Here is a 24,713-nt window from a genome sequence, read left to right on the forward strand (position 1 = left end):
ACTAAAAAAGCACGACGCAGCCCCCCTGGTCAGCTCACCAACCCCAGCTCCCGGAGGTTTGGATGAAAGCCTTCAATCCCATGTTCTCGGCCGTCCTCATGCTGTTCTGCCTCGCCCTGCCGCCCGCGCCTGTCCAGGCCGGCATGATCGGTACCAACGAAGCACTCTCGACCCAGCAAGCCACCCGGGACCACGCGAAGCTCGATGCCTTCCTGGGCCGCGCCGAGGTTCAGGAGCAGATGCGCGCCCTCGGCGTCGACGCCGCCAACGCCCGCGCCAGGGCCCAGGCCCTGACCCCGTCGGAGGCGGCGCAGCTGGTGCAGCGGATGGATGCGGTGCCGGCGGGCGGCAATATCAGCAAGACCGATTTCCTGCTGATCCTGCTGCTGATCATAGTGGTGGCGATCCTGCTCTGAGGCGCGCTCATTCCTCGTCGAGGAAGGGCTCCGGGTCGCCGCAACCCACGCGAATCACCTCGGGCTTGCCCTCGGCCAGGTTGATCACGGTGGAGGCCGCCATGCCACCGTGGCCGCCGTCGATGATCAGGTCCACCTGGTGCTCGAGGATCTGCCGCATCTCGTAGGGGTCGCTCATGGGCAGTTCTTCGCCGGGCAGGATCAGGCTGGTGCTCATCAAAGGCGCGCCCAGTTGCTCCAGCAGCGCCAGGGCGATGGGATGGTCCGGCACCCGCAGGCCGATGGTGCGGCGCTTGGGATGCATGAGCATGCGCGGCACTTCGCGGGTGGCGCTGAGGATGAAGGTGTAGGGCCCCGGGGTGTGCGCCCTGATCAGGCGAAAGGCCGCGGTGTCCACCTTGGCGAACACACCGATCTCCGAGAGATCGCGGCAGACCAGGGTGAAGTTGTGCTTCTCGTCCAGCCGACGCAATCGGCGGATGCGCTCCACCGCGCCCTTGTCGCCGATCAGGCAACCCAGGGCATAGGAAGAGTCGGTGGGATAGACGATCACACCGCCCGCCTTGACGATTTCCACGGCCTGACGGATCAGGCGCGGCTGTGGATTCTCCGGGTGTACCTGGAAGAATTGACTCACGACATCTCCCTGTTCAGAGGGTAGCAATAGGGCTGTGTGCATGGCGGAAGCGCCCCCATATCGGCGGCAGGTCATCCGGCAAGGGTCGGTACAGGCCCAGCTCCGACCAATCGCAGGGTGCATGGAAATCACTACCGGCACTGACCAGCATGCCGAACTCTCGTGCCAGCACGGCCAGGCGTCCCACCTGCTCCGGCGGCTGCAAGCCATTGACCACTTCCAGCGCGTGGCCACCGGCCTGGATGAAATCCGCAACCAACTTGCGCCGTTTGGCGCCGGTGAAATCGTACTGCCAGGGATGCGCCAGGCTGATCCAGGCGCCCGCGGCGCTCAGGGTACCCACGGCCTCGGCCAGGGTCGGCCAGTGCTGTTTGACGTCGCCGAGCTTGCCGGCGCCCAGCCACTTGCGGAAGGCCTCGGCACGGTCGCGGACATGGCCGGCACGCACGAGGAACTCGGCGAAGTGCGGCCGCGCCGGCGCGTTGCCGCTGTCGCCCAGCTCCTTCTGCACCGCCCGCGCGCCCTCCAGGGCACCGGGCATGCCCTTGGCGGCCAGCCGTCGGGAGATTTCCTCGGCCCGCGCCCAGCGGCCGCTATGCAGGTCGGCGATGGCCGCCAGCAAGGCCGGCGCGTCGGCGGCGAAGGCGTAACCCAGCACATGGATGGTCGCGCCGCCCCAGGTGCATGACAGCTCGATGCCGTTGATCAGTTGCATACCCAATGTTTCGGCTGCCTGCCGGGCCTCGTCGAGGCCATCCAGGGTGTCGTGGTCGGTCAGCGCCAACAGGCGTACGCCGCGCTCGTGGGCACGGGCGACCAGGGCCGCGGGGGCCAGGGCACCGTCGGAGGCGGTACTGTGGCAATGCAGGTCTATCTGCATGGGGTCTGCTTTCGCTAGGGGAATGGTTTGTTATTATGCCGCCACATCCCGCTTCTGGCTGCCGCCGTGAAACAATTCATCGACTTCATCCCGCTTGTCCTCTTCTTCATCGTCTACAAACTGGAACCGCGCGCCATCGAGCTGGCCGGCAATACCTATATGCTAGGCGGTATTTTCAGCGCCACAGCGGTTCTGATCATCAGTTCGGTAATCGTCTACGGCACGATCTTCCTGCTCCAGCGCCGCCTGGAAAAAGGCCAGTGGCTGACCCTGGTGGCCTGCCTGGTGTTCGGCGGCATGACCCTGGCCTTCCATAGCGAGACCTTCCTCAAGTGGAAGGCGCCCGTGGTGAACTGGTTGTTCGCCCTGGCCTTCGCCGGCAGCCACTTCATTGGCGACAAGCCGCTGATCCAGCGCGTGATGGGCCATGCCCTGAGCCTGCCCCAGCCCATCTGGGTACGCCTGAACCTGGCCTGGATCGCCTTCTTCCTGGTGTGCGGCTGCGCCAACCTCTTCGTGGCCTTCACCTTCCACGAGTTCTGGGTGGACTTCAAAGTCTTCGGCAGCCTCGGCATGACCGTGCTCTTCCTGGTCGGCCAGGGCGTCTACCTGGCCCGCCATATCCACGACGGCGAAACCGAAAAGCCCCAACAGTAAGGACAGCCATGCTCTACGCCATCATCGCCACCGACGTCACCGGTTCCCTGGAAAGCCGCCTCGCCGCCCGCCCCGCGCACCTCGCGCGCCTGGAGCAGTTGAAGGCCGAAGCCCGCCTGGTACTGGCCGGCCCGCATCCGGCAGTGGACAGCAGCGACCCGGGTAGCGCAGGTTTCAGCGGCAGCCTGATCGTCGCCGAGTTCGACTCCCTCGAGGCCGCCAAGGCCTGGGCCGACGCCGATCCCTATCGCGCCGCCGGCGTCTACGCCGAGGTGGTGGTCAAGCCCTTCAAGCAGGTATTCCCCTAAGCCGCACACCAGCCTCCGCACCAGGCCAGGAAAAAGGAGTTCCCATGCACGCCGGTCGATTGCCCACGCTGTTCGCCGCCGCGCTGCTCTGCAGCCTGGCCCAGGCTGAAGAACCCCAACCGCAAGCAGACGCCAACGCCATCGCGCCGGCGTCTAGCGCAACGGCGCCAGCCCCCGATCCCCTGGTCGCCCAACTCCAGCATCAACTGGCCGAAAGCGAACGCCAGCGCGGCGAACTGAGCTCGCAACTGGAAACCGCCGGGAAGGAGCGGGAAAACGCCCAGCTGTCCCGCCTGCGCCAGGAAAACCAGCGCCTCAAGCTGCAGCTCAAGGAAGCACAGGCGCTACAGCCGCCGCGCCTTCTGAGCGAACAGCAGACCTGGTTCGCCGTGGGTGGTGGCGTGGCCCTCCTCTCCCTGGCCACCGGCCTGTTCGCCCGTGGCGGGCGCCGCCAGCGCCGTCAATGGATCAACTGACCCGTACCATGAGTGAACTGCTGCTAATCGATGACGACAAGGAACTCTGCGAGCTGCTGATCAGTTGGCTCAGCCAGGAAGGCTTCAGCGTCCGCGCCTGCCACGACGGCCAGTCGGCACGCGCCGCCCTGGCCGAGCATGCGCCGAGCGCCGTGGTGCTGGACGTGATGCTGCCCGACGGCAGCGGGCTGGAACTGCTCAAGCAACTGCGCGGTGACCACCCGGAGCTGCCGGTGCTGATGCTCTCCGCCCGTGGTGAACCGCTGGACCGCATCCTCGGCCTGGAACTGGGCGCCGATGACTACCTGGCAAAACCCTGCGACCCCCGCGAGCTAACCGCCCGCCTGCGCGCGGTGCTGCGCCGCAGCCAGCCGCCGCAACCCTCCAGCCAGCTGGAACTGGGCGACCTCTGCTACAGCCCGGTGCGCGGCATCGTCACCGTCGGCAACCACGAAATCAGCCTGACCCTTTCCGAAGGCCGCCTGCTCGAAGCCCTGCTGCGCCAGCCCGGCGAACCGCTGGACAAGCAGCAACTGGCGCAACTGGCCCTGGGTCGCAAGCTGACGCTGTACGACCGCAGCCTGGACATGCACGTCAGCAACCTGCGCAAGAAGCTCGGGCCCCACGGCGACGGACGCCCGCGCATCCTCGCGCTGCGGAGCCGCGGCTACTACTACAGCGCGTAATACGGCGCCTGACAGGTATTTACGTAGGCTTTACCCACGGCTGACCGCCCTTGACCTTGTCATCCCTAGACTGGGCACATCCGGCAACCGGCCGGAATCGAGACTAGGAGAACCTCCATGCGCAAGACCCTTACCGCCCTGCTGCTCGCCGCTACCCTGCCGTCCCTGGCCATGGCCATGCCGGAAGGTGGCCCGCGCCACGAGCGCGGTTTCGGCGGCCACATGTTCAAGGAGCTGAACCTCACCCAGGAACAGCGCCAGGAAATCGGCAAACTGATGCGCGACAACATGAAGTCCCGCCACGACATCACCGAGCGCTACCTGGACAAACTGCCGGCCGCCGAGAAGAAGGCCATGCAGGACGAGCTCAAGGCCGCCAAGACCAAGAACCGCGACGCCATCCGCGCGCAGCTCAAGCCCGAGCAGCAGAAGACCTTCGACGAGATCCAGAAGAAGATGGAAGAACGCCGCGCCGAACGCGCCGAGTTCCAGGCCTGGAAAGCCGAGAAGGACAAGAAGGCCCAGTAATCCGCGCGGCCCGTCCGCAAACCCCAACCCCACCCATCAGGCCGCCCGGCCTGATGGGTTTTGCCGTTCAGGAGCAACCCCTTTGCGCTCACTCTTCTGGCGAATCCTGGGCACCCTCTGGCTGGCCCTGATTCTGGTTGCAGGCCTGTCGATCCTGCTCGGTCGCGCCCTCAATCAGGATGCCTGGATCCTCAGCCACCACCCGTCCCTCGAGGGCCTGGCGGAACGCCTGGTGCACAGCTACGAAGAAAACGGCCCGCACAAGACCCAGCACTACCTGGAGAAATTCCGCCACCGCGAACGGATCGACGTGCAGATGCTCAACGACACCGGCCAGCCGGTGATCGACGGCACCTTCCCGCCCCGCGCCGCCGCGTTCGAGGCGCGCCAGGACAACCCCCGCCGCCTGCCCTGGCGGCGCCTGACCCAGGAGTTCACCAGCCCCACCAGCGGTGACTCCTACCTGCTGATCTACCGCATCCCCTACCCCGAGCTGGACGCCTGGCATCGCGGCAGCCTGCTCCAGCCGATCAGCGCACTGGGCATAGCCCTGGTGGTGCTGACCCTTTTCAGCCTGGCCCTGGCCCTGTCCATCACCCGCCCGCTCGACCGCCTGCGCCGGGCCGTGCACGACCTCGGCCAGACCAGCTACCAGCAGGACAGCCTGTCCCGCCTGGCCCGCCGACGCGACGAACTCGGTGTGCTGGCCAGCGACTTCAACCGCATGGGCCAACGCTTGCAGGGCCTGATCGGCAGCCAGCGCCAGTTGCTCCGCGACGTGTCCCACGAATTGCGCTCGCCCCTGGCGCGCCTGCGTATCGCCCTGGCCCTGGCCGAACGCGCCGGGCCCGAACAGCGTGAAGCCCTCTGGCCACGCCTGGGCCAGGAGTGCGACCGGCTGGAAGCCCTGATCAGCGAAATCCTCGCCCTCGCCCGCCTGGATGCCGAGCCGGGCGCGCGCCACCCCATCGCGTTGCGGCCGATGCTCGACAAACTCAGGGAAGACGCCCGGCTATTGGCCCCGGAACAGGACGTACGCATCCACTGCAACGGCGAGACGCAACTCAACGGCTGGCCGGACATGCTCGAACGGGCGCTGGACAACCTGCTGCGCAATGCCCTGCGCTTCAACCCGCCAGGGCAGCCGGTGGAGGTAGAGGTGAAGGAGCGGGATGGCAGCCTGCGGATCCAGGTCCGCGACCATGGGCCGGGCGTCGCTCCCGAGCACCTGTCGCAGCTGGGCGAGCCCTTCTTCCGCGCGCCCAACCAGTCCGCTGCCGGCCATGGCCTGGGCCTGGCCATCGCACGCCGTGCGGTGGAACGCCACGGCGGCACGCTGAAACTGGACAATCATCCCGAGAGCGGCTTCATCGCCACCCTCGAACTGCCCTTGTCGCCTGAGGCCTGATCAGCTCCAGACCTTGACGAAGTCCGCCGGAGCCAGCTCCGGCGCGGCGCGGCGCTCACCCTCGACGCTGCCGAGGTAGAGGAAGCCCACCACCTGCTCGTTTTCGGCGAGGCCGAGGCCGGCAGCGACGGTGCGGTCATAAGCCATGTCACCGGTACGCCAGATGGCGCCCAGGCCCAGGGCATGGGCCGCCAGCAGGATGCCGTGGGCGGCGCAGCCGGCCGACAACAGTTGTTCGGACTCGGGCACCTTGTGGCCAGCCTGCAGGGTGGCGACTACCACGGTCAGCATCGGTGCCCGCAGGGGCATGGCACGAGCCTTGGTGACGGCCGCCTCGGGCGCGTCGGGATTCTTCGCCAGCACGGCGCTGACGAACAGCTCGCCGAGTTTCTGGCGCGCCTCGCCCTCGATGGTGAGGAAGCGCCAGGGGCGCAGATAGCCGTGGTCCGGTGCGCGCATCGCCGCGCGGAACAGCAGTTCGCGCTGGGCTGCGTCCGGCGCCGGCTCCTGCAGACGAGCCAGGGATACGCGGTTGAGCAGAGCGTCGAGAGCCTCCATCGGCCACCTCCAGAATTCAGGGAGCCGGCATTCTAGCCGATAACGCGACTCGATCCCGCCCTATCGGCAAGCCGCCGACGGAGCATTCGCAAGCATCCCGCTGAAGTCTGTCGAACTCCCGCATCACGGGCGTTTCAACGGTCCCGAAGGCCCAGTAGAATGCCGCGTCCGCCAGCCGCCTGGAAGGCCCCATGTCCCTGCCGACCCTCCGTATCCTCGGTTTCATCATCGGCCTGTTCCTCATCACGCTGGCCGTGAGCATGGTAATCCCCATGCTCACCCTGCTGCTCTTCGAGCGCACCGACGACCTCTTCGCCTTCCTCTGGTCCAGCCTGATCACCGCCATCGTCGGCCTGGCCCTGGTCGGCCCGGGGCGCCCCACCAACGCGCAGCTGCGCCCGCGGGACATGTACATGCTGACCACCGCCAGCTGGGTGATCGTCTGCGGCTTCGCCGCCCTGCCCATGGTGCTGATCCAGCACATCAGCTACACCGACTCCTTCTTCGAGACCATGTCGGGCATCACCACCACCGGCTCCACGGTGCTCACGGGCCTCGACCACGCCTCGCCGGGGCTGCTGATCTGGCGCTCGATGCTGCACTGGCTGGGGGGCATCGGCTTCATCGGCATGGCCGTGGCCATCCTGCCACTGCTGCGGGTGGGCGGCATGCGCCTGTTCCAGACCGAATCCTCGGACTGGGGCGAGAAGGTCATGCCGCGCTCGCACATGGTGGCCAAGTACATAGTCGTCATCTACACCGGGCTGACGGTACTGGGCACCCTGGCCTTCTGGCTGGCGGGCATGACGCCCTTCGAAGCGGCCAACCATGCCATGTCGCTGATCTCCACTGGCGGCTTCTCCACCTCCGACGCGTCCCTGGCCAACTGGCGGCAGCCGGCGGTGCACTGGGTGGCGGTGGTGGTGATGATCCTCGGCAGCCTGCCCTTCACCCTGTTTGTCGCCACCCTGCGCGGCAACCGCACGGCGCTGCTGCGCGACCACCAGGTGCACGGCTTCGTCGGTTTCCTGGTGATCACCTGGCTGCTGGTGGGCACCTGGCTCTGGGCCCACTCGGACAACGCCTGGCTGGACGCCGTGCGCATCGTCGCGGTGAACGTCACCTCGGTGGTCACCACCACCGGCGTGGCGCTCGGCGACTACACCCTGTGGGGCAGCTTCGCGGTGCTGCTGTTCTTCTACCTGACCTTCGTCGGCGGTTGCTCCGGCTCTACCGCGGGCGGCCTGAAGATCTTCCGCTTCCAGGTGGCCTGGCAACTGCTCAAGGCCAACCTGCAGCAACTGGTGCATCCGCGCGCGGTGATCAAGCAGCAGTACAACGGCCACAACCTGGACGACGAGATCGTCCGCTCGCTGATCACCTTCTCCTTCTTCTTCACCACCACCATCGCGGTGATCGCCCTGGGCCTGTGCCTGCTCGGGCTGGACTGGGTCACCGCGCTGACCGGCGCCGCCACCGCCGTGTGCAACGTGGGACCGGGCCTGGGGCCGATCATCGGCCCGGTGGGCAACTTCTCCACCCTGCCGGATTCGGCCAAGTGGCTGCTGACAATCGGCATGCTGCTGGGGCGCCTGGAGATCCTCACCGTGCTGGTGTTGTTCACGCCAAAGTTCTGGAAACACTGACACGCCGCCCGCGCCCGGTTTACAGGGCGCGGAGCGCGGTTAGAATTGCCCAATTCCGCTTCTGCCATTAAGGGACCCCATGGCCCTGCCGACCCTCCGCATCATCGGCTTCCTCAACGGTATCTTCCTGATCACCCTGGCCGTGAGCATGGCCGTTCCCGTGCTGACGCTGGTGGTGTACGACCGCACCAGCGATATCAACTCCTTCGTCTGGTCCAGCCTGATCACCTTCGTCGCCGGCCTGGCCCTGGTGATCCCCGGCCGGCCCGAGCATGTCCACCTGCGCCCACGGGACATGTACCTGCTGACGGTCTCGAGCTGGCTCATCGTCTGCGTCTTCGCCGCCCTGCCCTTCCTCCTGACCCAGCACATCAGCTACACCGACGCCTGGTTCGAGAGCATGTCCGGCATCACCGCCACCGGCGCCACGGTGCTCAGCGGCCTGGACAACATGTCGCCGGGCATCCTCATCTGGCGCTCGCTGCTGCACTGGCTGGGGGGCATCGGCTTCATCGGCATGGCGGTGGCGATCCTGCCGCTGCTGCGCATCGGTGGCATGCGCCTGTTCCAGACCGAGTCCTCCGACCGTTCCGACAAGGTCATGCCGCGCTCGCACATGGTGGCCAAGTACATAGTCGTGATCTACGTCGGCTTCACCCTGCTCGGCAGCCTGGCCTTCTGGGCCGCCGGCATGAGCCTGTTCGATGCGGTCAACCATGCCATGTCGGCCATTTCCACTGGCGGCTTCTCCACCTCCGATTCGTCCCTGGCCAAGTGGCAGCAGCCGGCGGTGCACTGGGTGGCGGTGGTGGTGATGATCCTCGGCAGCCTGCCCTTCATGCTCTATGTGTCGGTGCTGCGCGGCCATCGCATGGCGCTGCTGAAAGACGAGCAGGTGCGGGGTTTCCTCGGCCTGCTGCTGGTGATCTGGCTGGTGCTGGGCACCTGGTACTGGTGGACCACCAGCCTGCACTGGCTGGAGGCGCTGCGGCACGTAGCGGTGAACACCACCTCGATCCTCACCACCACAGGGTTTGCCCTGGGCGACTACAGCCTGTGGGGTAACTTCTCGCTGATGCTGTTCTTCTACCTGGGTTTCGTCGGTGGATGCTCGGGTTCCACCGCCGGCGGCATCAAGATCTTCCGCTTCCAGGTGGCCTACATCCTGCTCAAGGCCAACCTCAAGCAGCTGGTGCACCCCCGCGCGGTGATCAATCAGAGCTACAACGGCCATCGTCTGGACGAGGACATCGTCCGCTCGATCCTGACCTTCTCGTTCTTCTTCACCATCATCATCTGCGCCATCGCGCTGGGCCTGTCGTTGATGGGCCTGGACTGGATCACCTCGCTCACCGGCGCCGCCGCCACCGTCTCGGGCGTGGGCCCGGGCCTGGGCGAGATCATCGGCCCGGCGGGCAACTTCTCCAGCCTGCCGGACGGCGCCAAGCTGCTGCTGACCCTGGGCATGCTGCTGGGCCGGCTGGAGATCCTCACCGTGCTGGTGCTGCTGACGCCCTATTTCTGGCGGCATTGAGGGTAGTGCCGCCACTCCCGTAGGTTGGTGCTGAGCGCAGCGAAGCCCAACATGGAGCCCGAGCGGGAATCGTTGGGCTTCGCGTAGCTCAGCCGCAACCTACGAGGAGTGAAGCCCGCCATTCACTCACTCCAGGCCCGCGCGGTACTCCCCGGGGGTGCTGCCGAACCAGCGCCGGAACGCGCGGAAGAAGTTGCTCGGATCGGCAAAGCCCAGCAGGTAGGCGATTTCCAGCAAGGTCAGCTTGGGTTGCGCCAGGTACTGCTCGGCCAGTTCGCGGCGGGTGTCGTCCAGCAACTGCTGGAAGCTCACGCCCTCTTCCTGCAAGCGCCGCTGCAAGGTGCGCTGGGACAGGTGCATCAGGCTGGCCACCACTTCACGCTTGGGCTCGCCTTGCGGCAGCAGGCGGCAGAGCACCTGGCGCACCTGGTGGGTCACGCGGGTCCCGGAAAAACGTGTCAGGTAGTCGCCGGCAAAGCGGTCGTGCAGTTGCGCCAGGGATTCGTTGGCGGTGGGCAGCTGCGTATCCATGTCGGTACGGCTGAACAGCAGCGCGCAGTGCTCCGCGTTGAAGCGCAACGGCGCCTGGAACACCTGGCGGTAGGGTTCCAGGTCTTTCGGCGCGGGGCCCTGGAAGCGGATTTCCAGCGGGTTGATCGGCCGCCCGGTCATCCAGCGGCAGAACGCCAGGCAATAGGCCATGGAGGCTTCCGCGCTCTGCCGTGCCGGCGGCAGGTGATCGCCGTGGATCGACAGGCGCAGCTCGTAGCCCTCGGGCGTGCCGTAGAAACTCAGGTCGGCGCCCTCGGCGATGATCCGCTGATAGCGCACCAGGCGGGCGAAGCCCTCCTTGAGCGTGCGGCTGGACATCAGCGCATAGCCCACTACATGGAAAGACGCCGGGCGCACCACCTTGGCCATGTTCAGGCCGATGGCCGGATTGCCGGACAACTCCACGGCGCGCAGCCAGAGACGGGTCATGCCGTCCTGGGGGAAGCGGGCGTCGGGGTCGTTCAGTGCCTGGTAGTCGAGACCGAGTTCGGGAAACAGATTGCGGCAGTCCACCCCACCCATTTCCAGGGCCTGGACTATCCCCAGGGCCCAGCTCGAAGAAGTCGTGCGTTCGCTCATGGCGCCTTCTTGTTCTGAAGTTCGAGACAGCCGCCGCAGAGCGGCGTGCCGGCAAGGATACTAAAGTGGCGCCCATTGTCACTGGCCGCAGAAGACACTCGTCCTACACTGCTGACGACAACAAGAACCTGGAGCAGCCCCCATGCCCGCCGAGTCCGTGAACCGCTTTCAAAGTTTCGCCGAGTTCTATCCCTACTACCTGCAGGAGCACAGCAACGACACCTGCCGCCGCCTGCACTACGTGGGCAGCCTGCTGGTGCTGTCGATCCTCGGCTACGCCATCGTCACCCAGCAGTGGCTCTGGCTGCTGGCTATCCCCTTTGCCGGGTACGGCTTCGCCTGGGTCGGCCACTTCGTGTTCGAGAAGAACAAGCCGGCCACCTTCAAGTACCCGCTCTACAGCTTCCTGGGCGACTGGGTGATGCTGAAGGATGCCCTGACCGGCCGCATCCGCTTCTGACCCCCAGCGTCACCGGTACCGGCGCCACCCTGGCCGCCGGTCACCGGCTTGGTTATGATCCCGCTCCAGCCATAGCAGTGGCCCAGGACTTGCAGCGTCCCTCGAACGCCGCAACCCGGCGTCAAGAAAGCACCAGGGACAGAACCAAGCCATGAAGCCCGCCTTGCTCGACCCCTCCACCGCGACGCCCGTTCTGCGCGAGTACTACTCCCGGGTGCTGGCCTACATGGCCATCGCCGCCAGCATTGCCGCCGGTACCTACGTCCAGCATTTCAGCTTCGACATCCTCTGGATGGTCCCCTACGCCCTGCTCTATCCGCACCTGGCCCACCACCTCAGCCTGCGCTTCCCGGGGCAGCGAACCGAGCGCGTCCTGCTTGGTATAGATACCTTCCACACCGGTGCTGCCGTGGCCCTGCTGGGCTTCTCGGTGGTCCCGACGCTGATGATCCTGCTCACCCTGTGCTTCAGCGCCATGCTCCTTGGCGGCCTGCGCCAGATGGCCCTGGTACTGGCCGGCGCAATGGCCAGCATGGCCCTCGTCGGCCTGGCCGTGCAGCCCGCTATCAAGAGCGGCACCCCGGCCCTGGTGGCCCTGGTCAGCGCGAGCTTCACCACGCTCTACGTCTGCATCATCGCCTTCTTCGTGCATCAACAGAGCCTGCGCCTGGCCCAGGCCCGCGGCGAGATCAAGCGCGAACAGGAGAAAGCCGCGCGGCTGGCGCGCAACCTCGCCAAATACCTGTCGCCGCAAGTCTGGGAAATGATCTTCAGCGGCAAGAAGAGCGTGCGCCTGGAAACCCAGCGCAAGAAGCTCAGCGTGTTCTTCTCCGACATCAAGGGCTTCACCGAGCTGTCCGAGGAGCTGGAAGCCGAGGCCCTGACCGACCTGCTCAACAACTACCTCAACGACATGTCGAAGATCGCCCTGAAATACGGCGGCACCATCGACAAGTTCGTCGGCGACAGCGTCATGGTGTTCTTCGGCGATCCCTCCACCCAGGGGGCGAAGAAAGACGCGGTGGCCGCCGTCTCCATGGCCGTGGCCATGCGCAAGCACATGAAGGTGCTGCGCCAGCAGTGGCGCGCCCAGGGCATCACCAAGCCGCTGGAAATCCGCATGGGTATCAACACCGGCTACTGCACCGTGGGCAACTTCGGCGCCGACACGCGCATGGACTACACCATCATCGGCCGCGAAGTGAACCTGGCCAGCCGCCTGGAAACCGCCTCGGACGCCGGCGAGATCCTCATCTCCCACGAGACCTACTCGCTGGTGAAGGACGTGATCATGTGCCGCGACAAGGGCCAGATAAACGTCAAGGGCTTCACCCGGCCGGTGCAGATCTACCAGGTGGTGGACTTCCGCCGCGACCTCGGCGCCACCTCCAGCTACGTCGAGCACGAGCTGCCCGGCTTCTCCATGTACCTGGATACCAACAGCATCCAGAACTACGACAAGACCAAGGTCATCCAGGCCCTGCAACAGGCCGCCGAGAAGCTGCGGGACAAGATCATTCCCTGATCGAAGAGCCTCTGTAGGATGGGTTGAGCGGAGCGATACCCATGCAGATCGGGCTGATGGGTATCGCAAAGTCAACCCATCCTACAGTCGTAGCCCGGATGCAATCCGGGAACGGTGGTCGGGTTTCCCCGGATTCCATCCGGGCTACAGAGGCAGGTCAGCCACCTGGGCGTCCGGCAGACAGGGCTCCCCATCCAGCGACGGCTGCCGCGCCAGGAACTCCAGCGCCGAGGCGCGCCACGACAGGCGTCCGGCATGTTCGGCGCACACCTCGCGATCGAGTTCCAGGGCTGCCAGGCAGGCGCGCCCCAGGTCCTCGTCCAGGCAACCGGTAACCCCCGGCTCGAGCACATCCAGCGGCCCCGCCACGGGAAACGCCGCCACCGGCGTGCCGCAGGCCAGGGCTTCGAGCATGACCAGGCCATAGGTGTCGGTCAGCGAGGGGAACACCAGCACGCTGGCCTGCTCATAGAACCGCGCCAGCTCGGCGCCCTGCCGGTAGCCGAAGAATCGCGCCTCGGGATGGCGCGCTTCCAGCTCGGTGCGCAGCGGGCCATCGCCCACCACCCACTTCTCACCCGGCAAATCCAGTTCGAGGAAGGCCGCCAGGTTCTTTTCCGTGGCCAGGCGGCCGACGTAGAGGAACACCGGCCGCTCCGGCCTTGGCAGCGCCAGGGGCCGGAACAACGCGGTATCCACGCCCTTGCGCCACAGGTTGAGCCAGACCAGGCCATGGTCGGCGAAGGTCTCGCGCATGCGTTCGGTGGTCACCAGTACCGCCCCGCTGGGTCGGTGGAACAGGCGCAGGAAGGCATAGCCCCAGGCCAGCGGCACCCAGGGCCAGCGGCCATGGACGTATTCGGGGAAGCGGGTGTGGATGGCGCTGGAAAACGCCAGTCCGCGCTTGACCAGCCAACGCCGCGTCGCCCAGCCGAGGGGCCCCTCGGTGGCCAGGTGCACGCAGTCGGGGGCGAAGGCCTCGATCATCGGGCCGAGTCGCCAGAGGTCCCAGGCCAGCGGGATTTCCGGGTAGCTCGGGCAGGGACGGCAACGGAAGGCCTGGGGTGAAAGCAGCAGGACCTGGTGGCCAAGGCCTTCGAGTTCCCGCACCAGGTGCTGCAAGGTGGTGACCACGCCATTGACCTGGGGCGTCCAGGCGTCGCTGACGATCAGTATCCTCATGCCGCCGGCTCGACCAGCTCCAGGGCACGGGCCTCCAGCTCGCGGACCTGGGCGTCGGCCAGGCGATAGAGCTCGATGCTGCCGTCCCAGTGCTCGATCAGCGCGCTGCAGGATTCCACCCAGTCGCCGCAGTTGAGGTAGTCCACCGCGCCCACCTTGCGGATCTCGGCGTGGTGGATGTGGCCGCAGACCACGCCGTCCAGGCCGCGCTTGACGCATTCGTGGGCGATGGCTTCCTCGAAGTCGCTGATGAAGTTCACCGCGCTCTTCACCTTGTGCTTGAGGTAGGCCGACAACGACCAGTAGCCGTAGCCCCAGCGCCCGCGCCAGTGGTTGAGCCAGCGGTTGAGGGTCAGGGTGAACTCGTAGGCCGAGTCGCCGAGGAAGGCCAGCCACTTGTGGTAGCGCGTGATCACGTCGAACTGGTCGCCGTGGATCACCAGCAGGCGCCGGCCGTCGGCGGTCTCGTGCACCGCCTCGTCCACCAGTTGGATATTGCCCAGCATCAGCTTGGAGTAGCGGCGCAGGAATTCATCGTGGTTGCCGGTGACGTAGATCACCTCGGTGCCACGCTTGCTCATGGTCAGCAGCCGGCGGATCACGTTGGTATGGGCCTGGGGCCAGTAGATGCCGCCCCGCAGCTTCCAGCCGTCGATGATGTCGCCCACCAGGTAGATGCGGTCGGCCTCGTACTGCTTGAGAAAGCGCGCCAGGTGTTCGGCCTGGCAGTCGCGGGTGCCCAGGTGGACATCGGAAATCCACAGGGTGCGCACCCGTTGCTTGCACGACTTGGTCTTGCTGATGGGTTCCAGGCGTTCGACGCTGCTCATGGGCGACCTCCGGCGTGTTTCGCCGATGGTGAGCCGCACGGGTTAACCGGGAATGAATGACAGATTGCAGCCCCGTGACAGTGCGCGCCACGCAACAGGGAGTAGAATGGCCACCTGCCCCGAGGTCACCGTCATGCATTCGATCCTGTCCCTGCGCCAGTACAACCACGACCTGCTGGTCCACAGCCACAGCCATGCGCAGCTGGTGTTCGGCCTGTCCGGCCGCCTGGAGTTCGAGGTGGACGGCCGTGGCGCGCAGGTCGAGCGGCAGACCCTGGCGGTGGTGCCGCCCGAGGCGCAGCACGCCTGCGGCAGTCCCGGCGGCAGCCTGTGCCTGGTGGTGGACGTACCCGACGACGACTGGCTGCGCCACACCCTGGGCCGTCACTTCGACGCCGGCCGGCGCCTGCTGGAACGCCCCGGCGCCCTCGACCTGAACCCGGCGCAGAGCCAACTGGTCAGCTGGATCGCCGCCAGCCCCCTGGGCGACGAGGTGATCAGCGGACAATCGGCCGGCCTGCTGCTGGCCAGCCTGGCCGCTCCCGGTGTGCCGGAGCAGATGGCCAGCGCCCTGCCCTTGGCCAGCCTCGATGCCCATATCGACCAGCACGCCGCCCACCCCCTGCAGGTGGCCGACCTGGCGCGCCTCTGCGGCCTGTCGGTGGCGCGGGTCCACGCCCGCTTCCTCGCCGAGACCGGGCAGACGCCCATGGACTACGTGCGCGCCCGCCGCCTGCGCCTCGGCCGCCAATTGCTGCTGGAGAGCCGCCTGGCCGTCGGCGAAATCGCCGCACGGGTCGGTTACAGCTCCCAGAGCGCCTTCACCGCGGCGCTTTCCCGCGAGTTCGGCGTCACCCCGCGCGCCTTGCGCAGCGGCCGCGAGTAACGCGACAAAGCCCGCGAGCCTGGCGACAGACAAGTCCACCCGTCGTCACTAGACTGGCTCGACCGTTACCAGGGAGCACTCCATGTCCACCATCGAATGGGACGATTTCCAACGCGTCGAGCTGCGTGTCGGCACCATCCTCAGCGTCGCCCCCAACGCCAAGGCGATCAAGCCGGCCTACATCCTGGAAGTTGACCTGGGCGAGCTCGGGGTGAAGACCTCCAGCGCCCAGATCACCGCCCATTACGAGGCCGAAGCGCTGCTGGGCCGGCAGGTGCTCTGCGTCTGCAACTTCGCCCCCAAGCGCATCGCCGGCGTACGTTCGGAAGTGCTGATCACCGGCGTCCACGACGATGACAACAAGGTGGTCCTGGCCGGCTTCGACAAGCCCCTGCCCAACGGGGCGCGCCTGGCATGACCGAACGCAACGCGCTGCTGGCCATCCACCTGGGAGCCTTGCTGTTCGGGCTGTCGGGCATCTTCGGCAAGCTCGCCGACAGCGCGCCGATGATCATCACCTTCGGTCGTGGGCTGTTCGCGGTAGTTGCCCTGGCGCTCTTCGCCCAGCTCATCACCCGTGGCCGCAGCGCCAACCCGGGCCCGCGCCAACTGGCTCTGCTCGCCCTCGGCGGGCTGCTGCTGGGCGCCCACTGGATCACCTTCTTCCACGCGGTGAACGTGGCCGGCGTGGCCATCGCCACCCTCGGCTTCGCCAGCTTCCCGGCCTTCACCCTGCTGCTGGAAGGCGTGCTGTTCCGCGAGCGCATTCGCCCGCTGGAGCTCTTCATCGTCGGGCTGGTGAGCCTTGGCCTGGTGCTGGTTACACCGAGTTTCGACTGGGGCAGCGCGGCCACCCAGGGCCTGCTGTCGGCCGTGCTCTCGGGGCTGCTGTTCTCCCTGCTCTCCTTGCTCAACCGGGTCAGCGTGAAGGGCCTGGACCCGGTGAAGGCGGCGCTGTGCCAGAACCTCACCATCGTGCTCTGCCTGGCGCCCTTCAGCTGGCCGCTGCTGCACGAGGTCAAGGCCATGGACTGGTTCTGGATCGCGATGCTCGGGGTGTTCTGTACGGGGCTCGCCCACAGCCTGTTCGTCGCCAGCCTGAAGGTGCTGAAGGCGCGCACCACGGCGGTGATCTTCGCCCTGGAGCCGGTCTACGGCATCGCCTTCGCCTGGTGGCTGTTCAATGAGGAACCCGGCCTGCGCATGCTGGCCGGTGGCGCGCTGATCATCTTCGCCATCGCCCTGTCGGCGCGCAAAGGGGCTCCGGCCGAAGGCAAACCGGCGGCCGCGACGTCCTGACAGCGCGTCTGTAACCTGCGAACGACCTCGGCCGTAGGCTGTGCGCTCAGCAAATCGTAGGATGGGTTGAGCGGAGCGATACCCATCACATTGGCCGATGGGTATCGCAGGCTCGCGGAACGCCGCCCGACCCATCCTGCGAACAACAGGCGCGCATGGGTCAGGCCGCCTTACCCAATTCCGGCAACCAGCCGCCCGACTCCTGCTCCAGCAGCCAGTGGCAATAGCGCGTCACCCCCCGCTCCACATCCAGCATCGGCTGGCGATAGCCGGCCTGGCGCAGGCGGCTGATATCCGCCTGGGTGAAGCACTGGTACTTGCCACGCAGGGCATCGGGGAACTCGCTGTACGCCAGCAGCCCCTGCTCGCGCATGGCCGCCAGGCTCAGGGGCGGCAGGCCGTCGTGGCTGCGCAGGGCGTTGATCATGCTCCAGGCCACGTCGTTGAAGGGCTGGGCCTGGCCGCTGCCGAGGTTGAAGATGCCCGAGCGCTGCGGCTGGTCGAGGAAGTGCAGGTTGACCCGCGCCACGTCCTCCACCGACACGAAGTCGCGCAGGTGCTCGCCACCGGCGTAGCCGTCGTAGCCGCCGAACAGGCTCACCTTGCCGTTGGCGCGGTACTGGTTGAAGCAGTGGAAGGCCACCGAAGCCATGCGCCCCTTGTGGCTCTCGCGGGGGCCGTAGACGTTGAAGTAGCGCAACCCCACCACCTGGCTGCGGGCGTTGGGCAGCTCGCGACGCACCCGCTGGTCGAAGAGGAACTTGGAATAGCCATAGACATTCAACGGCCGTTCGGCCGCGCGTTCCTCGCGGAACACCCGGTTGCCGCCGTACACCGCCGCCGACGAGGCGTAGATGAAGGGCACGCCCTGGGCCAGGCAGGCCTCCAGCAGTTCGCAGCTGTAGCGGTAGTTGTTGTCCATCATGAAACGCCCGTCGCCTTCCATGGTGCTGGAGCAGGCGCCCTGGTGGAACACCGCCCGAGGCCGGCCGAAACGGCCTTCGCGCAGCAAGGGCAGGAAATCGCGCTTGTCCAGGTAGTCGGCTATCTCGCCGTCGGCGAGATTGCGGAACTTGTCGCCTTCGGTCAGATCGTCCACGGCGATGATGTCGGTCTCGCCGCGGCCATTGAGGGCCTGGACCAGGTTGCTGCCGATGAAGCCGGCGGCACCGGTAACGATGATGCTCATGACGGACTTCCTCCAGAAAGGGATGCCGTCAGGTTATGCCTGTGAAGGTGGTCGTTTTTTGATCTGGGGCAACCGCACCCCGATCAGGGGCGATCGTTGTGCCCCAGGTCCCGCTGCGGGTCGATGCGGTCGCGAACCCGCTGCTTGAGCACCTTGGCCTCGGGGAAGCCGCCATCGGCCTTGCGCTCCCAGATCTGCTCGCCGTCGCAGGTAATCCGGAACACCCCGCCGGTGCCCGGTTCCAGGCTGACCTTGGCCAGGTCGTCGCTGAAGGTGCTGAGCAGTTCCTGGGCCAGCCAGGCGGCACGCAGCAGCCACTGGCACTGGGTGCAATAGGTGATGACGATTTCAGGCTTGTTCTGATCCATGGCGGGGCTCGGCTACTACACGGGGAGCCCTATAATAGCTGGCTTGAGCCTTTCGCCTGACCAGGGATGCGTTATGCGCCGCCTTCTGTTTTGCCTGTTGTTCCTCCCCCTACTCTGCCTCGCCCAACCCGAACCCCGCGTCGGCCTGGTGCTGTCCGGCGGCGCCGCCCGCGGCCTGACCCATATCGGTGTACTGAAGGCGCTGGAGGAACAGGGCATCAAGGTCGACGCCATCGCCGGCACCAGCATGGGCGCGGTGATAGGCGGGCTCTACGCGGCGGGCTACAAGGTGGACGAACTGGAGCGGATCGCCACCGAGATGGACTGGCAGCAGGCCCTCTCCGACGATCCGCCGCGCCAGGAAGTGCCCTTCCGCCGCAAGCAGGACGACCGCGATTTCCTGGTCAAGCAGCGCCTGAGCTTTCGCGATGACGGCAGCCTCGGCCTGCCCCTGGGGGTGATCCAGGGCCAGAACCTCGCCCTGCTGCTGGAAAGCCTGCTGGTGCACACCAGCGATACCCGCGACTTCGACCAGTTGGCCATCCCCTTCCGCGCCGTGGCCACCGACATCGTCACCGGCGAGAAAGTGGTGTTCCGCCGTGGCCACCTGCCCCAGGCGATCCGCGCCAGCATGTCGATTCCCGCGGTGTTCGCCCCGGTGGAGGTCAACGGCCGGCTGCTGGTGGACGGCGGCATGGTGGACAACATCCCGGTGGACGTGGCCCGCGAGATGGGCGTCGACCGGGTCATAGTGGTGGACATCGGCACGCCCCTGCGTTCGCGCAAGGAAATGAACACGGTGGTGGACGTGCTCAACCAGTCGGTCACCCTGATGACCCGCACCAACTCCGAGGCCCAGCTTGCCACCCTGCGACCCACCGACGTGCTGATCCAGCCGTCCCTGGCCGGCTACGCCGCCACCGACTTCGGCCACACCCGCGAGATGATCGACGCCGGCTACCGCGCCACCCAGATCCTCGCCACCCGCCTGGCCGAAGTGCGCCCGCAGGCCGGCGGCCACGACCAGGAACTGGTCAGTGCGCGCCTGCCCAGCGAACGCACGCCGGTGATCCGCACCATCCTCATCGAGAACGACTCGAAGATCGGCGACGCCGTGATCCGCCGCTACATCCGCCAGCCCCTGGGCGAGCCCCTGGACCTCGATCGCCTGCAGAGCGACATGAGCACCCTCTACGGCCTGGACTACTTCGAGCAGGTGCAATACCGGGTGGTCAAGCGCAAGGACGGCAACGCGCTGGTGATCAACGCCCGCGGCAAGCGCGCCGGCACCGACTACCTGCGCCTGGGCCTGAACCTTTCCGACGACATGCGCGGCGACAGCGCCTTCAACCTCGGCGCCAGCTACCGCATGAACGGCATCAACACACTGGGCGCCGAATGGCTGACACGGGTGCAGATCGGCGACCACCAGAAGCTCTACACCGAGTTCTACCAACCGCTGGACGCCGGTTCGCGCTACTTCGTGGCGCCCTACCTGACCGGTGAAGCGCAGAACGTCGAAGCCGCGCTCGACGACGCCGTCCTCGCCGAGTATCGCGTGGAGCGCTACGGCTATGGCATCAACCTGGGTCGGCAGATCGCCAACAACGGCGAGATCCGCTTCGGCATCGGCCAGGCCTGGGGCGAGGCCGACGTGAAGATCGGCGACCCGGACCTGCCGAGCTTCAGCTTCAACGAGGGCTACTACGAGGCGAAGTACTCCTTCGACACCCTGGATAACGTCGACTTCCCACACGAGGGCGAAGACATCAGCCTGACCCTGCGCCAGTACGACCCGAGCCTGGACTCCGACGCGCGCTACCGGCAATGGTCGTTCAGCCTGGACAAGGCCATCAGCAGCGGCCCGAACACCTTCGTCCTCGGCGGCGCCTACGGACGCACCCTGGACGACGCCGACGCCGTGACCTCCTCCTTCCTGATCGGTGGCGCGCGCCAGCTCTCGGGCTTCCGCCAGGACTCCGTGGCCGGGCAGAACGTCAGCCTGGCGCGGGTCGTCTACTACCGCCGGATGACGCCACGGGCCTTCCTGCCCCTGGACTTCCCGCTCTACCTGGGCGGCAGCCTGGAGCGCGGTCGCGCCTGGAACAACGATGACGACTTCGACAGCGGCTACATCAACGCCGCCAGCGTCTTCGTCAGTTTCGACACGCCCCTGGGGCCGCTGGACTTCAGCTACGGCCTGAACGACGCGTCGGAGCAGGCGCTGTACCTGAACCTCGGGCGGGTGTTCTGACGATGCTCGGCCCCCAATGGCCATGGTCGATGGGTATCGCAGGCTCAACCCATCCTACAAGAGCACGTTGGATGGTTCGGGCAGGACCGTAGGATGGGTTGAGCGAAGCGATACCCATCAGCGATTCTCCAGGAATAACCAAATGCACTTTCAGTATTAAAAAGACATATACCATTCCGTTATAGTCGAGCGCTCGAATCTCCCCAGAAGGAACGCCCTGTGAAACGTCTGTTCTCCGCCTCCCTCCTTGCCGCCGGCCTGGCCCTGGCCGGTGCCGCCCAGGCCGCACCGACCCTGCTCAACGTCTCCTACGACGTGATGCGCGACTTCTACAAGGACTACAACGCCGCCTTCCAGAAGCACTGGAAAGAGGAAAAAGGCGAGAACATCACCCTGCAGATGTCCCACGGCGGCTCCAGCAAACAGGCTCGCGCGGTGATCGATGGCCTGCCGGCCGACGTCATCACCATGAACCAGGCCACCGACATCAACGCCCTGGCCGACAACGGCGGCCTGGTGCCGAAGGACTGGGCGACCCGCCTGCCGAACAACAGCGCGCCCTTCACCTCGGCCACCGTGTTCATCGTGCGCAAGGGCAACCCCAAGGGCCTGAAAGACTGGCCGGACCTGCTGAAGGACGGCGTGCAGGTGGTGGTACCCAACCCCAAGACCTCCGGCAACGGCCGTTACACCTACCTCTCCGCCTGGGGCTACGTGCTGAAGAACGGTGGTGACGAGAACAAGGCCAAGGAATTCGTCGGCAAGCTGTTCAAGCAGGCACCCGTGCTGGACACCGGCGGCCGCGCCGCCACTACTACCTTCATCCAGAACCAGATCGGCGACGTGCTGGTGACCTTCGAGAACGAAGCCGAGATGATCGCCCGCGAGTTCGGCCGTGGCGGCTTCGAAGTGGTCTACCCCAGCGTTTCCGCCGAGGCCGAGCCGCCGGTAGCGGTGGTCGACAAGGTGGTGGACAAGAAGGGCACCCGCGTCGCCGCCGAGGCCTACCTCAAGTACCTGTGGAGCGACGAGGGCCAGACCATCGCCGCCAACAACTACCTGCGCCCGCGCAACCCGGAGATCCTCGCCAAGTTCGCCGACCGCTTCCCCAAGGTGGAATTCCTCTCCGTGGAGAAAACCTTCGGCGACTGGCGTGAGGTGCAGAAGACCCACTTCAACGACGGTGGCATCTTCGACCAGGTCTACACCGGCCAGTAAGGCCGCCATCACCTGCCCGCGTCAGCGGGCAGGTTTCCATCCCTGGGCCTTCAGGGACGCCAGCAATACCTCTCCCTCCAGGGCCGGCACCCGCCGCCCGTCCCCGCAGATCATCTCCCGCCCGGCCAGCAGTGCGTTGACGATGGCCTCCTCCACCGCCTCGGCGGCCGCACTGAACAGCGGCGAGATATGGTCGTTGTTGACCATGGCCAGCGGCGTGCTGAAGGGCAGGTCCTTGCGCGCATAGTCCGCCGGCGGCAGGTCGTGGTTGCCGGTGGCGAAGGCGAGGAAGATGTCGCCGCTGGAGTCCTCGGTGCCCCCGCCGGTGCGGGCGATGCCGATGGACGCGCGCTGGGCCAGGCGCTGGCACTGGTGCGGCAACAGCGGTGCATCCGTGGCGAGGATCACCACGATCGAACCCATGCCGGGGGTATCCCGCTCGGCGAAGGGCGACTCGATTTCGGTCAACAGCCGACCCACCGGATAGCCGTCCACCCGCAGTTCCCGACGCACCCCATGGTTGGCCTGCACCAGGGCGCCGACGGTCCAGCCGCCCTGCTCCGCCGCCAGGCGCCGCGAGGCCGTGCCGATACCGCCCTTGAACTCATGGCAGATCATGCCGGTGCCACCGCCCACCGGCCCTTCGGCCACCGCGCCGGAACGCGCGTCGGCCAGCGCCTCACGCACCTGCTCCGGGCCCACGTGCTGGCCCCAGATATCATTGAGCAGGCCGTCGTAGGTCTCCATCACCACCGGCATGCACCAGTAGACGGCATCCCCGGCCTGCTCCCGCTCGGCCGCCACCAGGGCATCACGCACCACGCCGACGCTGTGGGTGTTGGTGATGGCCAGCGGCGTGGTCAGCAGGCCCGCCTCGCGGACCCACTCCAGGCCGGTGGCGTCGCCGTTGCCGTTGAGCACGTGGCAACCGGCGAAGCAGGGTTGCTCGCGCGCCGACCCGGCGCGCGGCTGTATCAGGGTCACGCCGGTACGCACCGGCTTGCCGTCGCGTTCTTCGCAAAGGGTCGCGTGGCCGACCCGCACGCCCGGAACATCCGTGATGGCGTTGAATTCACCCGGCGTGCCGAGTCCGATACCGATACCAAGTTGACGCGCGCGCATGAGGACTCCTGTAGATCAGAGTTTCTGGAAAGCCGGGCTGAGCTTGCCGTAGGTGCCGTAGAGGATCACCGAGACGGCCAGCAGCCCGAGGATGGTCAGGAGGTCGTGACTGGACGCCTCCAGTCCCAGGTTGAGCAGCAGGTAGCCCGCCCCGATCACCGCCAGCAACGCGGGCAAGGGCCACAGCGGCATGTGGAAGCTGTGCTCGACGTCGCGCCGCAGCACCCGGCTGAACAGCCCGCAGAGGGCGATGATCAGGTAGACCAGGACGATCAGCAGCACGGTGAAGGACGTCATCTCCGCCAGGTTGGAGCTGAAGCTCAGCAGCGCCGAGGGTATCGCCAGGAACAGCGTGGCCAGCCAGGGCGATTCCCAGCGCGGATGGATACGGGTGAAGGCGCGGTTCAGGGCCGGCATCCACAACTCGTCGCGGCCGCTGCTGAAGATCACCCGGCCGATCTGGATGACGATGGCGATGATGGCGTTGAACACCGAGAGGAAGATGCCGGCGGCGACCAGACGCGACAGGGTTTCATTGCCATGGCTGGACAGCAGGTAGCCGATCGGATCGGGGCTGGCGATCATCTCCTCCAGCGAAGGCGCGCCGATGAGCAGCGCGGTCAGCGGGAGCAACTCGATCGCCACCACCAGCAGCAGTGACCAGAGCACCGCCCGCGGTACACCCTGGCCACCGTCCTTCATGTCCTCGGCCATGAGCACCGCCCCGCCGAAGCCGTTGTAGGAGAACAGTGCAGTGCCCACGGCGCCCAGCACCAGGGCCATGGGCGCGACACCGAGGACGCCGTCGGTGACGATCTGCGGATGTAGCAGCACGCTGGCCGGCTGCTGGGCATTGCCGAAGCCGAGCGCGACTATCACCAGCAGGGCCGCCACCTCCAGCAGCAGGCAGATGCCGGTGACCCAGGCATTGAGCTTGATGTTGAGGATGCCCAGCAGGTAACTGGCCGCCACCACCACCAGGGCCACGACCTGGGAATCGAACTGGGTGCCGAGGGCAACGTTCAGGTAGGTCGACGCGCCAGTGGCCAGCACCGGCGGGATGAACAGCAGCATCGCCAGCACCATGAGGAATGTGGCGTAGCCGGCCATGCCGCCGAATACGCGCTTGGCGTAGACGTACTCGCCGCCGGCGGACCTATGGGCGCGGCCCAGTTCCCCGTAGCACCAGGCGAACATCAGCGCCAGGACCGCGGCCAGCACGAAGGACAGGAAGGCGCCGCTGCCGGCCTGCTGGATGGCGAAGGGCGCGATGACGAACACCGAACTGGCGGGGGTAACGCTGGAAACCGTGATGGCGACGACGTCGGCGGTGCTCAGCCTGGGCTTGAGCACCCCGTTCTGCGGGGCGGGCGCGGTCATGTCCTGATCCTCTGGATCTTATTGGTGTTGTTATTGGTGGTGGAGGCAGAAGGAAGCTGCGAAGGGCGCGCCCTCGTGGAGCGCTGTGATCGTGGGAGGATTCTCGGCAGGTCGCCCGGTGACGCCAATCACCCT

Annotated in this window: 26 protein-coding genes; 16 read left to right on the forward strand and 10 right to left on the reverse strand. The window is 66.5% G+C overall.

Features of this window, described 5'->3' with window-relative positions:
• Positions 1-62 precede the first annotated feature (62 nt).
• Positions 63-416 carry a PA2779 family protein gene (locus PCA10_RS19525; protein WP_016493797.1) on the forward strand — a complete coding sequence of 118 codons (354 nt, stop codon included), beginning with the start codon at positions 63-65 and terminating at the stop codon, positions 414-416.
• A 7-nt stretch (positions 417-423) separates the two neighbouring features.
• Here the strand turns inward: PCA10_RS19525 and PCA10_RS19530 are convergent, their stop codons facing one another.
• Positions 424-1,053 carry an L-threonylcarbamoyladenylate synthase gene (locus PCA10_RS19530; protein ID WP_016493798.1) on the reverse strand — a complete coding sequence of 210 codons (630 nt, stop codon included), beginning with the start codon at positions 1,051-1,053 and terminating at the stop codon, positions 424-426.
• Between the two features lie 13 nt (positions 1,054-1,066).
• On the reverse strand, positions 1,067-1,933 hold the full coding sequence (locus PCA10_RS19535) for a PHP domain-containing protein (RefSeq protein WP_016493799.1): 867 nt from the start codon (positions 1,931-1,933) through the stop codon (positions 1,067-1,069).
• A 66-nt stretch (positions 1,934-1,999) separates the two neighbouring features.
• Here PCA10_RS19535 and PCA10_RS19540 point away from each other — a divergent pair, with 66 nt between their 5' ends.
• The 6 genes from PCA10_RS19540 (at position 2,000) to PCA10_RS19565 (ending at position 5,996) form a co-directional block, all read left to right on the forward strand.
• Positions 2,000-2,590 (forward strand): septation protein A, encoded by a 591-nt coding sequence (locus PCA10_RS19540; protein ID WP_041770368.1) that lies wholly within the window; start codon positions 2,000-2,002, stop codon positions 2,588-2,590.
• 8 nt (positions 2,591-2,598) lie between these two features.
• Positions 2,599-2,898, forward strand: a complete 300-nt coding sequence (locus PCA10_RS19545) for a YciI family protein (RefSeq protein WP_041770369.1) — start codon at positions 2,599-2,601, stop codon at positions 2,896-2,898.
• 44 nt (positions 2,899-2,942) lie between these two features.
• Positions 2,943-3,374: a hypothetical protein gene (locus PCA10_RS19550; protein ID WP_016493802.1), complete on the forward strand. Its 432-nt coding sequence runs from the start codon at positions 2,943-2,945 to the stop codon at positions 3,372-3,374.
• 8 nt (positions 3,375-3,382) lie between these two features.
• A complete protein-coding gene (locus PCA10_RS19555; protein ID WP_041770370.1) occupies positions 3,383-4,060 on the forward strand; it encodes a response regulator transcription factor in 678 nt (225 codons plus the stop codon).
• 117 nt (positions 4,061-4,177) lie between these two features.
• Positions 4,178-4,588, forward strand: a complete 411-nt coding sequence (locus PCA10_RS19560; protein ID WP_016493804.1) for a Spy/CpxP family protein refolding chaperone — start codon at positions 4,178-4,180, stop codon at positions 4,586-4,588.
• Positions 4,589-4,670: 82 nt separating this feature from the next.
• Positions 4,671-5,996 carry a sensor histidine kinase gene (locus tag PCA10_RS19565; RefSeq protein ID WP_016493805.1) on the forward strand — a complete coding sequence of 442 codons (1,326 nt, stop codon included), beginning with the start codon at positions 4,671-4,673 and terminating at the stop codon, positions 5,994-5,996.
• On the opposite strand, the gene PCA10_RS19570 is transcribed toward PCA10_RS19565, so the two are convergent.
• The gene (locus tag PCA10_RS19570) at positions 5,997-6,554 is read right to left on the reverse strand and encodes a nitroreductase family protein (RefSeq protein ID WP_016493806.1); all 558 of its coding nucleotides are present in this window, start codon (positions 6,552-6,554) and stop codon (positions 5,997-5,999) included.
• Between the two features lie 191 nt (positions 6,555-6,745).
• On the opposite strand from PCA10_RS19570, the gene PCA10_RS19575 reads away from it, so the two are divergent.
• Together PCA10_RS19575 and PCA10_RS19580 are read left to right on the forward strand one after the other, a co-directional pair.
• A complete protein-coding gene (locus tag PCA10_RS19575; RefSeq protein ID WP_016493807.1) occupies positions 6,746-8,200 on the forward strand; it encodes a TrkH family potassium uptake protein in 1,455 nt (484 codons plus the stop codon).
• A 79-nt stretch (positions 8,201-8,279) separates the two neighbouring features.
• Positions 8,280-9,734 (forward strand): TrkH family potassium uptake protein, encoded by a 1,455-nt coding sequence (locus PCA10_RS19580; RefSeq protein ID WP_016493808.1) that lies wholly within the window; start codon positions 8,280-8,282, stop codon positions 9,732-9,734.
• Positions 9,735-9,860: 126 nt separating this feature from the next.
• Here the strand turns inward: PCA10_RS19580 and PCA10_RS19585 are convergent, their stop codons facing one another.
• A complete protein-coding gene (locus PCA10_RS19585) occupies positions 9,861-10,865 on the reverse strand; it encodes an AraC family transcriptional regulator (RefSeq protein WP_016493809.1) in 1,005 nt (334 codons plus the stop codon).
• A gap of 142 nt (positions 10,866-11,007) precedes the next feature.
• Between PCA10_RS19585 and PCA10_RS19590 the strand changes: the two genes are divergently transcribed.
• Together PCA10_RS19590 and PCA10_RS19595 are read left to right on the forward strand one after the other, a co-directional pair.
• On the forward strand, positions 11,008-11,325 hold the full coding sequence (locus tag PCA10_RS19590; RefSeq protein ID WP_016493810.1) for an Mpo1-like protein: 318 nt from the start codon (positions 11,008-11,010) through the stop codon (positions 11,323-11,325).
• Positions 11,326-11,476: 151 nt separating this feature from the next.
• Positions 11,477-12,850, forward strand: coding sequence for an adenylate/guanylate cyclase domain-containing protein (locus PCA10_RS19595; RefSeq protein WP_016493811.1), 1,374 nt, complete (start codon positions 11,477-11,479; stop codon positions 12,848-12,850).
• 144 nt (positions 12,851-12,994) lie between these two features.
• On the opposite strand, the gene PCA10_RS19600 is transcribed toward PCA10_RS19595, so the two are convergent.
• Both PCA10_RS19600 and PCA10_RS19605 read right to left on the reverse strand, forming a co-directional pair.
• Entirely contained in the window at positions 12,995-14,032 is a 1,038-nt protein-coding gene (locus PCA10_RS19600) for a glycosyltransferase family 4 protein (RefSeq protein ID WP_016493812.1), read from the reverse strand.
• Positions 14,029-14,862, reverse strand: a complete 834-nt coding sequence (locus PCA10_RS19605) for a UDP-2,3-diacylglucosamine diphosphatase (protein ID WP_016493813.1) — start codon at positions 14,860-14,862, stop codon at positions 14,029-14,031. The genes PCA10_RS19600 and PCA10_RS19605 overlap by 4 nt, the downstream gene beginning before the upstream one ends.
• A 133-nt stretch (positions 14,863-14,995) precedes the next feature.
• Here PCA10_RS19605 and PCA10_RS19610 point away from each other — a divergent pair, with 133 nt between their 5' ends.
• The 3 genes from PCA10_RS19610 to PCA10_RS19620 all read left to right on the forward strand — a co-directional run bounded on the left by PCA10_RS19610 (position 14,996) and on the right by PCA10_RS19620 (position 17,047).
• A complete protein-coding gene (locus tag PCA10_RS19610) occupies positions 14,996-15,748 on the forward strand; it encodes an AraC family transcriptional regulator (protein WP_041770865.1) in 753 nt (250 codons plus the stop codon).
• Between the two features lie 82 nt (positions 15,749-15,830).
• The gene (locus PCA10_RS19615) at positions 15,831-16,166 is read left to right on the forward strand and encodes a tRNA-binding protein (protein ID WP_016493815.1); all 336 of its coding nucleotides are present in this window, start codon (positions 15,831-15,833) and stop codon (positions 16,164-16,166) included.
• Positions 16,163-17,047: a DMT family transporter gene (locus PCA10_RS19620; protein WP_016493816.1), complete on the forward strand. Its 885-nt coding sequence runs from the start codon at positions 16,163-16,165 to the stop codon at positions 17,045-17,047. Before PCA10_RS19615 ends, PCA10_RS19620 begins: the two co-directional genes overlap by 4 nt.
• A gap of 160 nt (positions 17,048-17,207) precedes the next feature.
• Here the strand turns inward: PCA10_RS19620 and rfaD are convergent, their stop codons facing one another.
• A complete protein-coding gene (gene rfaD, locus PCA10_RS19625; protein WP_016493817.1) occupies positions 17,208-18,236 on the reverse strand; it encodes an ADP-glyceromanno-heptose 6-epimerase in 1,029 nt (342 codons plus the stop codon).
• A gap of 83 nt (positions 18,237-18,319) precedes the next feature.
• The gene (locus tag PCA10_RS19630; protein ID WP_016493818.1) at positions 18,320-18,604 is read right to left on the reverse strand and encodes an Rdx family protein; all 285 of its coding nucleotides are present in this window, start codon (positions 18,602-18,604) and stop codon (positions 18,320-18,322) included.
• 73 nt (positions 18,605-18,677) lie between these two features.
• Between PCA10_RS19630 and PCA10_RS19635 the strand changes: the two genes are divergently transcribed.
• Together PCA10_RS19635 and PCA10_RS19640 are read left to right on the forward strand one after the other, a co-directional pair.
• Complete coding sequence (locus PCA10_RS19635) at positions 18,678-20,858, forward strand: patatin-like phospholipase family protein (protein WP_016493819.1); 2,181 nt, start codon at positions 18,678-18,680, stop codon at positions 20,856-20,858.
• Positions 20,859-21,077: 219 nt separating this feature from the next.
• Positions 21,078-22,076 (forward strand): sulfate ABC transporter substrate-binding protein, encoded by a 999-nt coding sequence (locus PCA10_RS19640; RefSeq protein ID WP_016493820.1) that lies wholly within the window; start codon positions 21,078-21,080, stop codon positions 22,074-22,076.
• A gap of 21 nt (positions 22,077-22,097) precedes the next feature.
• Here PCA10_RS19640 and PCA10_RS19645 read toward each other — a convergent pair whose 3' ends face one another.
• Together PCA10_RS19645 and PCA10_RS19650 are read right to left on the reverse strand one after the other, a co-directional pair.
• Positions 22,098-23,198, reverse strand: coding sequence for a DmpA family aminopeptidase (locus PCA10_RS19645; protein WP_016493821.1), 1,101 nt, complete (start codon positions 23,196-23,198; stop codon positions 22,098-22,100).
• 15 nt (positions 23,199-23,213) lie between these two features.
• Positions 23,214-24,578, reverse strand: a complete 1,365-nt coding sequence (locus PCA10_RS19650) for an APC family permease (RefSeq protein ID WP_016493822.1) — start codon at positions 24,576-24,578, stop codon at positions 23,214-23,216.
• Positions 24,579-24,713 lie beyond the last annotated feature (135 nt).

The organism is Pseudomonas resinovorans NBRC 106553 (genome assembly GCF_000412695.1).
Taxonomy (GTDB): Bacteria; Pseudomonadota; Gammaproteobacteria; order Pseudomonadales; family Pseudomonadaceae; genus Metapseudomonas; species Metapseudomonas resinovorans_A.